At 48.9% G+C, this 13,549-nt stretch carries 10 protein-coding genes; 8 read left to right on the top strand and 2 right to left on the bottom strand.

Translation table 11 applies throughout. The features are described 5' to 3' along the window. Window positions 1-161: 161 nt before the first annotated feature. From DFP95_RS21705 to DFP95_RS21670, 8 genes are all read left to right on the top strand, one after another. Window positions 162-719 (top strand): SLOG family protein, encoded by a 558-nt coding sequence (locus DFP95_RS21705; RefSeq protein WP_115994796.1) that lies wholly within the window; start codon window positions 162-164, stop codon window positions 717-719. Between the two features lie 430 nt (window positions 720-1,149). After that, on the top strand, window positions 1,150-1,728 hold the full coding sequence (locus tag DFP95_RS21700) for a YcxB family protein (RefSeq protein WP_115994795.1): 579 nt from the start codon (window positions 1,150-1,152) through the stop codon (window positions 1,726-1,728). A gap of 311 nt (window positions 1,729-2,039) precedes the next feature. After that, on the top strand, window positions 2,040-2,645 hold the full coding sequence (locus DFP95_RS21695) for a DUF2087 domain-containing protein (protein WP_115994794.1): 606 nt from the start codon (window positions 2,040-2,042) through the stop codon (window positions 2,643-2,645). A gap of 141 nt (window positions 2,646-2,786) precedes the next feature. After that, window positions 2,787-4,535 carry a cache domain-containing sensor histidine kinase gene (locus tag DFP95_RS21690; protein ID WP_181907557.1) on the top strand — a complete coding sequence of 583 codons (1,749 nt, stop codon included), beginning with the start codon at window positions 2,787-2,789 and terminating at the stop codon, window positions 4,533-4,535. 34 nt (window positions 4,536-4,569) lie between these two features. Further along, window positions 4,570-5,901 carry a response regulator gene (locus DFP95_RS21685; RefSeq protein WP_181907556.1) on the top strand — a complete coding sequence of 444 codons (1,332 nt, stop codon included), beginning with the start codon at window positions 4,570-4,572 and terminating at the stop codon, window positions 5,899-5,901. 129 nt (window positions 5,902-6,030) lie between these two features. Then, on the top strand, window positions 6,031-7,479 hold the full coding sequence (locus DFP95_RS21680) for an ABC transporter substrate-binding protein (protein ID WP_115994791.1): 1,449 nt from the start codon (window positions 6,031-6,033) through the stop codon (window positions 7,477-7,479). 81 nt (window positions 7,480-7,560) lie between these two features. Beyond that, window positions 7,561-8,466 (top strand): carbohydrate ABC transporter permease, encoded by a 906-nt coding sequence (locus DFP95_RS21675; protein ID WP_115994790.1) that lies wholly within the window; start codon window positions 7,561-7,563, stop codon window positions 8,464-8,466. After that, window positions 8,463-9,338 (top strand): carbohydrate ABC transporter permease, encoded by an 876-nt coding sequence (locus DFP95_RS21670; protein WP_115994789.1) that lies wholly within the window; start codon window positions 8,463-8,465, stop codon window positions 9,336-9,338. The genes DFP95_RS21675 and DFP95_RS21670 overlap by 4 nt, the downstream gene beginning before the upstream one ends. A gap of 807 nt (window positions 9,339-10,145) precedes the next feature. On the opposite strand, the gene katA is transcribed toward DFP95_RS21670, so the two are convergent. Both katA and DFP95_RS21655 read right to left on the bottom strand, forming a co-directional pair. Next, complete coding sequence (katA, locus tag DFP95_RS21660) at window positions 10,146-11,603, bottom strand: catalase KatA (protein WP_115994787.1); 1,458 nt, start codon at window positions 11,601-11,603, stop codon at window positions 10,146-10,148. Between the two features lie 369 nt (window positions 11,604-11,972). After that, window positions 11,973-13,547, bottom strand: coding sequence for a DUF3369 domain-containing protein (locus DFP95_RS21655; protein WP_115994786.1), 1,575 nt, complete (start codon window positions 13,545-13,547; stop codon window positions 11,973-11,975). Window positions 13,548-13,549: the final 2 nt, after the last annotated feature.

Below are 13,549 nucleotides of genomic sequence, written 5' to 3'. Positions count from 1 at the left end.
AACCGGTAAGAATTACGCTCGCATTTGATGCGAGTAAAGTAGAAGAAGGTCAAAAGGCAGATGTTTACTTTAAGCAAGAGACTGCGGGATTTTAGGAGTCTCTTCTGTTACTATGAGAAAAAGGGATATACCGATCGTTTACGAATCTTAAGGAGCCCCAAATGAAAAATCTGCTGGTCACCGGTTATCGCGCCCATGAGCTGAGTATTTTCGATCAGAAGCATAAAGGGATTATCTATATTAAAAAAGCCATCGAAGCCAAGCTAGTTCCCCTTGTCGAAGAAGGCTTGGAATGGGTCATCACTCCGGGTCAATACGGCGTGGATTTGTGGGCGTGCGAAGTGGTAATAGAGTTGAAGAAGACGTATCCCGAACTGAAGCTATCGATCTTAACGGCTTTCCTGAACCAAGAAGAGAAGTGGAAGGACGACAAGAAGCAGTACTATCAAGATATTCTGAAGGGCGTGGATTTCCACGGTTCGGTCAGCAAACAGCCCTATAGCGGAGTGTGGCAATTTACCGCGAGGGACGAGCTGCTATTCCGCAAGACGGACGGCATTCTTCTCGTATACGACGACGACGCGGGCGAAGGCAGTCCTAAATTCACGAAGGATAGAGCGCTTAAGAAGAATGCGAGCGACGGCTATCGGTATTTCAATATTAGCGCCGAGGATATTCAGAGCATCGCGAACGAAGAGGAGTACGGAAGATTCGATTAATAAGAGGTTAATTTGAATAGATCTGTAAGAGAGCAAAGCCCCAAAAGCCGGTTAAACGGCCTTCGGGGCTTTTTATCGTTCGCTTTCATCGTAATCCTGATCAATGTCAAGCTCGTCGTAATAGTTCCCATTAATGACTTCACCATTACCTCGTGGTTTTCTCGTTGTACGCATTGTAGTAGTTTCTGAGATCTACCAGCACGACTTGCTGCTCGTCGATGTCCTCAGGAAGTTCCATCAGCATGGACATCGGGTTCAATGCGGAAATTAGCCATTGTCCTCTCGGAAGTGAATTCAATCTGCTCGATCAGGTAAGCAACCACATTGGCAGGATATTCCGACATTTCTGTAGAAAAATAACAAATGGTGGTGTCTGAAGTGTCCCGACCGGGAGATTGAAATGTAAATATAAAAATCGAGGAGAATTCAAATGGGAGAACAAGAGAAAATCGAAGTCGAGCTTACAAGCCGCGATGTGGTAGATTTTAATTTTACGTATGTGAAGAGAAACGGCGGACTGTGGGTCATCGCCTTTCTGGGGATCGGTTTCTTCGCCAATTTCATCATCCAGTTGTCACTCGGGAGACCGTTCGAATCGTATGCGTTCAGCATTTTCTTTGTGTTGATCAGCGCATTGTACCCCGTAATGCTCTATCGCGGAGCGGTTCGCAGCTCTCAGAACAAGTTCCTGCAGGAGAAGAAGAGTTACGATTTTACTTCAGAAGGCTTTAGAATGGATTCCGAGTCCACTACTTCAAAGGTGCTGTGGCCGGACGTGCAGAGAGTGATCGTAAGCAAGAAGGGAATTTACCTATTTATCGCGAGTAATGCCGGGCATCTTTTTCCGCGGAGATTTCTGGAGGGGAAGGATCGAATCCGGACGATGGTCCTACAATATACTACGCCTAAAAGCCGTACAAGGGGAAAATCGAAGTTGCCGAAGTTACTGGCGGTGTACTTGCTCATCTTCCTCGTCACGGTCGGTATCGTGCAATTTTTCCTTTCGTAAAACGGGGTTAGGGTTCGGTTCTTAACGTAAGCTCTGTTGGACAGAGCATTGAAGCTAGCGAGATAACGCCAAAACCCTTGATGAGGCCGGAGGTTACGGTTTCATCAAGGGTTTTTGAAATGAGAGATACTCGGAACCGTTCCGCTAGTACGACTTCGAGCAAACCTTCTTTGATATTTGTTAATGGTCTTTAACCGCAAACTGGCTGTGAGGGGAATTTTATTGACAGCCCTTTGTATCTCCCTTATTATGTAATTTAACAAATATCTAATTAGAAGGTTATTAAATAGCTTTGAGGAGATGACTCGAGCATGCAATTAGACAAAATAGTCGGTTACCATAAAGCTCTCGCCGATCCGACGAGAATCAAGATTCTAATTCTGCTTGCCGACGGAGAACGAAATGGGCTGACTCTCGCGGAGAAGTTATCCGTTACCCCGGCGACGATCACCCACCACGCAGCCAAGCTGAGGGAAGCCAGTTTGATTAACGAACGCAGGGAGAAAAACGCGATTTATTTTTCGTTGAACGATTATTTTATTAAGAACAGCTCGACCGCAACGGAAAATTTGATATACCGTCGGGCGGGTTCCCAAGGAGAAGCGGATATGAGCATAAACGACCAAGCAAGAACGAGGGAAGCCGTCTTGAAGAACTTCTTCACGATGGAAGGCAAGCTGAAGCATTTACCGGCACAACTGAAGAAAAAACTGATCGTATTGGAGCATCTCGTGTCGAAGCTGGACTTGGGCAGGAAATACGGGGAGAAGGAAATTAACGAATTCATTAAAGCTTTCCACGAGGATTTCGCCACGATTCGCCGAGAATTCATTATGCACCAGTATATGTACAGGGAAGAGCAAATCTACGAACTGAATCCACGGGAGATGTGGGCACGCTGGGAGGAACTTTCCTGAGGAAATTTCTTGCGAATCCGTAATATCGCACCGAATATTCATAATATCTAACATCGTACTAGGTCGAGTACAATCATATGATAGAGTCACATGATGGTTTCGGGAGCGGATGAGGTGTCGATGTTCAAGTGGTTTTCGCGAATGAACTTAATTCAGAAACTGATCGTGTTCATCGTCTTTCTTATCGTTATCCCGATTTTGGCGGCTTATTGGATCGTATCGGTCAAGGTCGCGGAAATCACGGAGGATCAGATGGGCGATACGCTGTTTCAACTGGTCAAAACAAGCCATTTGACCTTGGATCGCGATATCACATCCGTCGACGGTACGACGGAGAAGTTGATGTTTACGCCCGAGACGCAGCGAATGTTCGATACGACTCCGTTAAACGAGTTCGAACGATTGCAGAAATATCTCGTACTGGATAAGCTGTTGACCGGTTATTCCAAGAATGCAATGAACTTCTCGATGTTCATCCCTGAAGTTGCCGACGATTACCCCTTCGCTCTCCACTCGGACGTGAAGTCGAACGGGGTATTTTTCGCATGCGATACTTCGGCGTCCAGTTGGTTCCAAGATGCGGTCAATGCCAGGGGAACCGGTATTATTCGGATCATGAACCAATTGGGCGATAATCAAAGCGGCATCAAGACCGCTGCCTATATCAGGAGCATGAACAATTATTTGGACGATCGCTCGCCGGCGGGCGTATTCGTGATGACCGGGTTGGATGTGCTGCTGCAGAGGGATTTGGAATCGCTCAAAATTCCGAAAGACGGTCAGATCGTGCTGTTGAACAAAGGGAACATCGTGCTCGCGAATTCATCCGGACTGGAGATCGGCTCGACGTTCTCGCTGCCGCAGGAAATATTCCGTTCGTCTGAAGGCGTGTACATCGATCGTAAAAGCGGAGCTTCCTCGTTGTACGCCGTTCATACGAGCAGGAACAGCGATACGAAGCTTCTGTTCAAAATTCCGATCAGCTCGATCATAGGCGAACATGAGGCGATGAGGCAGCTGGTTAATTATCTGATGATCGTTTACTTCTGCGTGCTGCTGATTGCGAGCGTTTACTTTTTCAGGCATATTCTGAGTCCCTTGTCGCGGTTAGCGAGGTTAAGCCGGTCGTTCGAACCGGGAAGGCCGTTAACGAACGAATACAAGGATAATCGTCGGGACGAAATCGGTCTCTTGAATAACGCGTTCATAGACATGACCAAACGGCTCAACCAGACGATACACGATAAATACGATCTGGAGCTCAAGCACAAGGAAGCTGAACTGACTATTCTTCACTCGCAGATAAATCCTCATTTGCTATACAACACGCTGGAATCGATATTCTGGAGAACGACGATCGAAGGGAACGCCGAGTCCGCCGAGATGATCCGCGATCTCTCGCTATTAATGCGCATCGGCTTGAGCCGCGGTAAAACCCTGATTCCGATCTCCGAAGAATTGAATCATATCGAGGCTTATCTCAGATTGCAATTAAAGCGCAACAACTATGAATTCGAGATCCATTGGGATATCCAAGAAGAAGCGAAACCGTATTTGATTCCGAAGGTTGTCTTGCAGCCGCTCGTGGAGAACGCGATCATGCATGGCATCCGTAAAATGGACAACGAAGGCAAGCTTTGGATATCTATCAGCAAGTGCGATGATCTGATCAAAATAGCTATAGAGGACAATGGGTACAAGACGGCGGATATCGGCAAGTTGAACGAAATCGTGAACGGGGAACGCGAGCAGGAAGGCTTCGGCATTCAGAACGTGAACAAGAGGATCAAGCTCCACTTCGGGGAGACATACGGCTTAAGCTACGAATTCCGTCCGGGGGGCGGGACTTGCGTGTATATGGTCATTCCGGCGAGGGCAGAGGAAATTTAACCGCTTAATGCATAGGAAGGGAGCGATAATCGACATGTACAACGTTCTGGTCGTGGATGACGAGCCGATGATCTGCATGGGAGTGGCGACGGTGCTCATGAATGCCGGTATCGATATCGCGGAGGTATTCGCGGCCAATAACGGCTTCGAAGCTTTGGATTACATTCGGCTCGAGAAAATCGATCTTATTATTACCGATATCCAGATGGATTTAATGAACGGCATCGAACTGATCGAAACGATATTCGCCGAGAATCCGATGATTCCGACCGTCGTTCTGTCCGCGCACGGCGAGTTCGAATACGCGCAGAAAGCGTTGAAATTCGGCGTGAAGGAGTATATCGTCAAACCGGTCATTCCCGCGGAGCTGGTCCGGGTCGTTCGCAATCTGCTGGCGGAAAGGGATTCGCAGCTTCGGTCGCTGACCGATTCGACCTTCAATCAGAAATTTTCCTTCGAGGAAATGAGTTCGAATCGTAATCATATCTTGAACGAGCTCGTCTCCGAAGGATTCAGCGATTCGGAGGCGGAGGAAGTATTTCAATATCTCGGCCGTCGGTTCGACGGACCGTTCTATTGCTTGCTCTCCATCAAGCTCAACCTCGCGAAGGCGGGCCTTCACGGGGCCGACATTCGTTCGTTCCGCGATAGGAACCTGCTCAGGTACGCTGCGCTTAACGTTATCGAAGAGACGCTTAACGGATGGGAGAGAATCGTTTTCCATAGCGGCAGCCATTCGATTTCCGTCATCCTGCAATTCACGATGGAGGAAATGAACAATTCTATCACTCGATTGAACGAGCAGACGATGACCGCGCAACTGCTGCATAACCATCTTCGGAAATTTCTTAACATGGAAAGCGTAATCGGCATCAGCCGCATTCGGGAAGGCATGCAAAGCTGGGTGGATATTGCCAAGGAAGCCAAGGAAGCCGTTCGATGGAGCGACGTGCATAAGGACCATAATGTGTTCTACATCGAGGACTTCGACAAATACGAGAATCCGCCGTCCGCCGGAGGCATTCCCGTGACGAAACAAATCTTGGACGACAACAATTCTTTTATTCAGAGCGCGATTCAGTACATCGACGAGAACTACCGGCAGAAGAGCTTGAAGCTGCAAGAAATCGCGGAGGCGATTTGCTTGAGTCCAAACTATTTAAGCTATCTATTCAAGAAAATCGTCGGCATTAACTTATGGGATTACGTAACCAAGCTGCGGATGGAAGAGGCCAAGAGGCTGATTCTGACGACGGATATGAGGAGATACGAGATTTCCGACGAGATCGGATATGAATCGCCGGAGCACTTCAGCAAAATATTCAAGAAGCATTTCGGCGTCAACCCGTCTGAAATCAAAAGTTGAGGAATGGTCGCGCGTCTGATCATAATTTATCCCTTCGTAAACGATATATCACACCTCGCAGTGGAACATAATGGCGTTTTATAATAAAAATGTAAATTATTTAGCCATTCGAGAGGGGATAGAACAAAAATGAAGAAAAGCTTGCTGATTAGCGCTCTGGTGCTCATCCTGATTATCGCAGGATGCGGAAACGGCGATAACAAGGGGAATAGGAGTAGTCCTGCGGCATCAAGCGAGACGCCTTCGGCGTCATCGTCCGCGACGGAGGAGGCAACGCCGTCGGAATCCGCGAACGCGGAGCCGGTAAGCATTATAGCTTACGCTTTTCCGCCCGATAAGACGCAAGAGAATATCTCTTTGGATGCTCAAATCAAGAGATTCCAAGAGAAGCAACCCCATGTCACGATAACGCCGGAATATTGGAAGTACGAGAACACGCAGATCGCAATCAAAATGGCTTCCAATAGCGCTCAAACCGAATTTACCACTTGGGCGACCGAAGCAAGATTGCTAACCGGGAAAAAGTGGATCGCGGATTTAACCGACTACATGGCAAATTGGGAGTTCGGCAAAGATTTGAACGAAAAGGCCATGGAGCCATACGTTATCGATGGCAAAACATACGGAGTTCCAATCGATGCCTACGGCGTGACGGTCACGATCAACAAGAAGCTGTTCGCCGACAAAGGGGTTCCGCTACCGCCGCTAGATTGGACTTGGGATGAACTTATCGAGGCGGCTAAAGCGATCAATGATCCCGCCAAAGGGATCGCAGGGATCATTCCGATGGGCACGGGTACGGAATCGGGATGGAACTGGACGAATTTCTTGTACTCGGCGGGCGGAGACGTTCAGACCGTAGCGGACGGCAAGGTTACGGCTGCTTTTAATTCGGAAGCGGGACTTAAGGCGCTGCAACTCTACAAAGATTTGAAGGATGCCAACGTCATTCCGAAAACTTGGGCGATAGGTTACGGAGATGCGATGACGCTATTTCAACAAGGCCGAGGCGGGATGATTTTGGTCGGAAACGGTAATGCTGCCGACCAGGCGATTAACCAAGGCGGATTAAATAAAGACGACATCGCACTGTATCCTATTCCGTCCGTGACCAAGGGCGGCAAGCATCTCGGCATTGCCGGCGGTAACTATAAGGTTATCAACGGTTTAGCCACGAAAGAACAGCAGAAAGCCGCTTTCGATTTCGTCGTAAACGAATACTTTACGGATGCTTACCTGGAATCGATCGATGCTCAGATCGCGGCGAAAAAAGCGAAAAACGAAATTTTCGTTCCGCAGATGATCAACTATTGGAACGATAGCTCGGAGTTCGGCAAGAAATACGAAGAGGTACTAGCCAAACACGACAACGTGTACAAATTCGATCCTGCCTTAAACGGTTTGCTTGAATCCAAGCTGGAAGCGACTTATGAGGTGCAAGCCTACTATGGCGAAATGGCCAACGTCATCCAGAAAGTATTCACGAGCAAAGGCGATATCGATTTGCAGCAGCTTCTCGACGATGCGGCCGCGAAGGTGCAGAAAAATATCTTCGATAAAGTCGTAATCCCAGAGTAGTCCGTGTCTTAATCCAGGAGAGGGGTCTAGGCTGATACAGTACTAGACCTCTTTTTTACAACCAAATTGGGAGTGAAAGAGATGGAACTGCAACTGGGAACTCCGATCGCGAAGCCGGGATTACGCAGGAAGACACGGTGGTATTTTTGGGGGCTGCTTTTTTTAATTCCGGAAATCCTCATCTTTTTTCTGTTTTTATGGGTTCCGATATTCAAAGGGATTGTTTATAGCTTCTATAGCGTGGATTTCGTCAGCGGCAACGTGTTTGTCGGCTGGAAAAATTTCGCGGACGTTCTGAGCAATCCTGATTATTACACGGCAGTAAAAAACACGTTAGTATACATGGGACTGGCCGTGTTGATCGGATTTTGGATGCCGATCGCGATGGCGATAGCGGTGTCGGAATTGAAGTGGTTTCAGGGATCCGCCCGAGTCATCGGCTACTTGCCGAGTATCATTCCGGCGATCGTGCTGTACGCGATGTGGAAGTGGTTCTATGACCCGATAGGTCCGATCAACTCGTTCTTGAATTTCTTGGGTTTGCCGAGCTTTGATTTCTATAGCAGAGAGCATGCCGTATTGTCTTTAATTATTCTGGAAACTTGGCAAAACTTCGGAAGCGCTACCTTGATCTATATTGCCGCTTTAACCGCTGTTCCCAAGGATTTATACGAGGCGTCGGAATTGGACGGCGCGGGCGTATGGGCACGTATCCGTTACATTACGCTTCCAAGCATTAAAGGCTTGATTCTGGTACTCCTCGGGCTACAGTTGATCGCCACATCGCAGTCCTTCCAATCCCAATTGACGATGACTAACGGCGGACCCGACAATGCGACGCTGACTTACCTCCTGTTGACGACAAGAGAAGCGTTCAACAACTTTAACTTCGGGAATGCAAGCGCCATGGGAAGCATCATGTTCGTAGTTTTGGTCGTCTGCTCCGTGGTTACGATTAAGCTGAGACGCGGAGGCGATGGAGGATGAAGAACACGCGGGAACGCGCGATCATGTCCCGATACGACTTCAGAAAAACCAGCGTGAAACTTGTATATGGCTTGATGGTTATATGCATTGCGCTTATCTCTCTATCGATGTTATATCCGTTCGTGAACACCTTTTTGGGTTCCCTTAAAACGACGAAGGAATTTTTCACGTTTCCTACGCCATTTTTTCCGAGTAACTGGTTATGGGAGAATTATAAAGAATCGTTAACCTTGTTCAACATAACCAAGTATTTTAAGAACACTCTTTTTATATTTTTCGGAAACACGGTGTTCTCTCTGACTTTCATAGGATTAGCGGCTTACAGCTTGTCTCACTTGAGAGTGCCCATGAAGAAGTGGATCACCTTGTATTTCCTCTCAACCCTATTGATTCCGGCCGCATCCTACTTGATTCCGAACTACCTTAACCTGAAGGGCTTCGGCTTGTTGAATACTTATTGGGCTTTTTGGCTGCCCGCCGGCGCTAACGCGTTTTTCTTGTTGCTTTTGAAGAACTTCTTCGACGGCATCCATAAGGAGCTGTTCGAATCGGCCAGAATCGATGGCGCTTCGGAGCTAAGGTGCTTCTTGGGCATAGCTATTCCTTTATCCGCGCCTATACTAGTTACCCTCGTGTTGCTGGGATTCTCGACAACATGGAACGATTTCTACTGGTCTTACTTGGTTATGAAGGAAGATAAGTTGCCTCTGGCCGCCGCGATATATTCTAAGATCATCTATCCGGGTTCGACGATTAATTGGAACATACGTTTTGCTATTCTGACCATGACTCTGATTCCGCCTGTCGTCCTCTTTTTATTTTTCCAGCGGTTTATAATCGGCGGATTGAGCGTTGGCGCGGTTAAAGGGTAGGTGCCTGTCATGGACCTAACTCCGCCCTCTCAGCCATTGGGGAACCGAATTAGTAACGAAATCGAGCTAACTCCGCCCTCGCAGCCGTTTGGGAACCGAATTAGTAACGAAATCGAGCTAACTCTGCCCTCGCAGCCGTTGGGGAACCGAAATAGTAACGAAATCGAGCTAACTCCGCCCTCGCAGCAGTTTGGGAACCGAATTAGTAACGAAATCGAGCTAACTCTGCCCTCGCAGCCGTTGGGGAACCGAAATAGTAACGAAATCGAGCTAACTCCGCCCTCGCAGCCGTTGGGGAACCGAATTAGTAACGAAATCGAGCTAACTCTACCCTCGCAGCCGTTGGGGAACCGAATTAGTAACGAAATCGAGCTAACTCCACCCTTGCAGCCGTTGGGGAACCGAAGTCGCTTGGTGAAAATAGGTATCCTTAGGTTAAGGAGATCTAAGGAGTTAGAGCGACTAGCTGAAAGTGCCCTCGGCTGTCGATTTAAAGCGGTGTAGCCGCTCTAATTCGATCGAGAGTGCCTCGGCTGTCAATTTAATGCGGTGTAGCCACTCTAATTCCATCGAAAGTGCCTCAACTGTCGATTTAAAGCGGCGTAGCCGCACTAATTCCGCCGAAGAGCCTCAGCTGTCGATTTAAAGCGGTGTAGCCGCTCTAAACCCGCCGAAAATACCTCTCACTTCAATAGTAACCACTAGACGGTTAACTGCGAGCAATCGTTCCGCGAAGAGCAATAAACGAAATCAGCCAGCCCCTCCTATTTGCAGGAGGGGCTGGCTGATTGTCGTTAACTATCGTTCTTAAGCTTCGCGGGTAACCGATAACCCGAGACCGTCGGCGATTCCTTGGCCGAACTCGGGGTCGGCTTTGTAGAAGTGCCCGATCTGGCGAAGCTTGATCTCGTCCTTCTCGACCGGAAGCATGGCGCCGACGATATTCTGGACGAGACGGGCGCGTTCTTCCGTACTGAGCAACCTGTAGAGGTCACCGGGCTGCGTGTAATGGTCGTGATGATCGTAACCGACGCTGTCGGCTTCGCCCGTCACCTCGTAAGCAGCCGGCTTGTTTTGCGGCGTTTCTTTCGGCCCGCCATAGCTGTTGGGCTCGTAATAGACGGAGCTTCCGCCGTTGCCGTCGGAACGCATTTGGCCGTCACGTTGATACGTGTTCACTTCGGTCTGCGGACGGTTGATCGGTAACGCGTTATGGTTCGCGCCGACCCGGTAACGATGCGCGTCGGAATAGGCGAAGAGTCGTCCTTGCAGCATTTTATCGGGAGATGCCTCGATGCCCGGAACGAAGGAGCCCGGAGAGAAGGTCGCCTGTTCGACTTCGGCGAAATAGTTCTCGGGGTTTCTGTCGAGCACCATGCGACCGACTTCGATCAGCGGGTAATCCTTCTGCGACCATACTTTCGTGACGTCGAACGGATCGAACCGGTAAGTATTCGCGTCCTCGATCGGCATGATTTGCACATGCAGCTTCCATGCCGGGAAGTCCCCGTTCGCAATCGCGTTGAACAGATCCTCCGTATGGTAATCGGGATTCTCGCCGGCCAGCTTGGCGGCTAGGTTCACGTCCAGGTTTTTGACGCCTTGTTCCGTCTTGAAATGATATTTGACCCACACGGCTTCGCCTTGGGCGTTGACCCACTTAAAGGTATGGCTGCCGAAGCCGTGCATGTGCCTGAGAGTCGCCGGAATACCGCGGTCGGACATAAGAATCGTGACTTGATGCAGCGATTCGGGGGAGAGGGACCAAAAATCCCATACCGCATTCGGGTTTTTCAGATGGGTCTGCGGATGGCGTTTCTGCGTATGGATGAAGTCGGGAAATTTGATCGCATCGCGAATGAAGAAGACGGGAGTATTATTGCCTACCAGATCGTAGTTTCCTTCGTCCGTGTAGAACTTTACGGCGAAGCCGCGCGGGTCGCGGACCGTATCCGCCGAGCCCAACTCTCCCGCAACCGTGGAGAAACGGATGAACATAGGTGTTTTCTTGCCAATCTCGGATAGAAAGCTAGCTTTCGTGTATTCCGATAGATCGTTCGTCACCTCGAAGTACCCATGCGCTCCGGCACCTTTGGCATGAACGACCCGTTCGGGAACGCGTTCTCTATTAAAATGAGCTAGTTTCTCTAGAAGATGGACATCTTGAATCAAGGTCGGACCTCGAGAACCTGCCGTCATCGAGTTTTGGTTGTCTCCCACGGGAGCCCCCCAGCTGGTCGTCAAATGGTTGCGATCGGTAGTCATGACAGAATCACTCCTTAAATGATTTGAACCACGAATCTAATGATACTCTCTATCAATGATTTTTCAACGCTAAATTAGAATTATTCTAAATTGATTGAATTTATGCTAGCGATTATTGATGATGATGAGAGAACGGCGGAAAATCCGGTTAGGATCAGAAAAATTTTTCGGGGAGGAAAAGGAGAAGAGATGGAGGCGCACGCACGAATATTAAGCATAGAAAGTATGGCTACAGCACGGAGTGGTCGTTCTTCCGAAGCTCCAAGCATAGAAAGTATGGCTACAGCACGGAGAGTTCTTCCATTCGATGCTCCTCCATACAACTCGAATGGGCTGCGGTATCCACCGCAGCCCATCCTTATTTCTCCGCTATAACGAGCTATTCATAGAATCCGCGTATTGATCCCGTATCTTCAATATTCCCTCTAGATTATCGAAGAAAAGAGTCACGAGCGAGGGGTCGAAATGCTGTCCGCTTTCCTTGCGGAAATAGTCCAGAATGTCCTCGAGGGGCCAAGCCCTTTTGTACACTCTTTCGCTTCCGAGAGCGTCGAATACGTCGGCAATCGCCGCAATCCTGCCATAGATATGGATCTCTTCGCCGGCAAGACCGTTCGGATACCCTTGTCCGTTATACTTCTCGTGATGCTGATATGCGATAATGGCGGCAGTCTTGATGATATCCCTGTTCGAGTGGTTCAACATAGCGTAACCGTGGTTAGTGTGATTCTTGATCGTGTCGAACTCCTCCGGTGTAAGCTTGCCCGGCTTGTTCAATATCGCGTCCGGAACGGCGACCTTGCCTACATCGTGCATCGATGATGCCAGCCTGACGATCTCGGCCTCGTCTTCGGGTATGCCGTACTTAAGGGCCAAGAGCTTGGAATATTCCGCAACCCGTTTGACGTGATTGCCGGTTTCCTTGGAACGGGTTTCCGCGATCTCGCCCAACGTGAAAATAATTTCCTTTTGCGTATTCTCGACTTCCTCGTTCAAGTAAATGTTCTCGAAGGCGACGGATACGTTGGAGCTGTATATTTCGATAAGGTACCGATTCCATTCGTTCAGCTTGGTGGAGCCTTCGAAGTAGATGACGTTCTCGCTTCCCGTCTTGCTCTGGAAATAACAAGTGAAGTGGTCGTCGAAGAAATCTCCCTTCTGATTCCGGAACGTATTCTCGATGCTCCTAAGAACATGAGAGGGGACGACGTCTTCGATCTTCTCGTTCTCGTTCGGGGAATAATCGCCGGATGCCGCTAGAATGTAGATCGTTTCCTGCCCTTTCGATACGGCGTAGCTGTTGCAATGGAGAGCGTTCTTATTCAGATTCATGATGGAGGTGAGCTGTGTCAGAACGCCGGAAGCGAATTTCCTCATAGACTTCAGCTCGAACAAATCCGCCGATGAATTAATGATTTTCTCTAATCCGATTTTATTATTCTCGATCACCATAATATCCCGATAGGAGCGCAGCGCCGACATCACGGTCGTAAAAAGCTTTTGGGAAGTCAGTTCGGTTTTTTCCTTGTAGTCGTTGATGTCGTAGTTCGTGATCACGATCTTCTCGGGCGCTTGTCCGGGCTGACCCGTGCGCAGGATGATCCGAACCGACTGCCGTTTCAACTGCTCGCGTATGTATTTGACGATTTTCAGCCCGGAGTCGTCCTGGTCCATTACGACGTCCAGCAGAATGATCGCGGCGTCCGGGTGATCCAGAATGACCTGAAGGGCTTCCTTCTCGGTATGGGCGCTAATCAGCTCAAGTCGTTTGCCGTCGAATTCGAAATCGCTCAGCACCATCCGGGTAACGTTATGAATTTCGATTTCATCGTCGACGACGATGACCTTCCATTTTTCCTTGGAGGATTCCGGCTCGGGAATTGGTGTTTGATCGTCATCCGCGAAGATTAGATAGTCCTCTTGTTGTTCGCTTTCGCGTTCCATTG

It is taken from the genome of Cohnella lupini (assembly GCF_003386205.1).
Classification (GTDB): Bacteria; Bacillota; Bacilli; order Paenibacillales; family Paenibacillaceae; genus Cohnella; species Cohnella lupini.
This window is presented reverse-complemented; position numbering and strand designations above follow the sequence as displayed.

Bases quoted from the DNA above. Each gene is read 5' to 3' on its own strand.
- DFP95_RS21670 (WP_115994789.1), top strand. From the start codon at position 8,463: ATGAAGAACACGCGGGAACGCGCGATCATGTCCCGATACGACTTCAGA.
- katA (WP_115994787.1), bottom strand. From the start codon at position 11,603: ATGACTACCGATCGCAACCATTTGACGACCAGCTGGGGGGCTCCCGTG.
- DFP95_RS21700 (WP_115994795.1), top strand. From the start codon at position 1,150: ATGGGAGAACAAGAGAAAATCGAAGTCGAGCTTACAAGCCGCGATGTG.
- DFP95_RS21695 (WP_115994794.1), top strand. From the start codon at position 2,040: ATGCAATTAGACAAAATAGTCGGTTACCATAAAGCTCTCGCCGATCCG.
- DFP95_RS21675 (WP_115994790.1), top strand. From the start codon at position 7,561: ATGGAACTGCAACTGGGAACTCCGATCGCGAAGCCGGGATTACGCAGG.
- DFP95_RS21705 (WP_115994796.1), top strand. From the start codon at position 162: ATGAAAAATCTGCTGGTCACCGGTTATCGCGCCCATGAGCTGAGTATT.
- DFP95_RS21690 (WP_181907557.1), top strand. From the start codon at position 2,787: ATGAACTTAATTCAGAAACTGATCGTGTTCATCGTCTTTCTTATCGTT.
- DFP95_RS21655 (WP_115994786.1), bottom strand. From the start codon at position 13,547: ATGGAACGCGAAAGCGAACAACAAGAGGACTATCTAATCTTCGCGGAT.
- DFP95_RS21685 (WP_181907556.1), top strand. From the start codon at position 4,570: ATGTACAACGTTCTGGTCGTGGATGACGAGCCGATGATCTGCATGGGA.
- DFP95_RS21680 (WP_115994791.1), top strand. From the start codon at position 6,031: ATGAAGAAAAGCTTGCTGATTAGCGCTCTGGTGCTCATCCTGATTATC.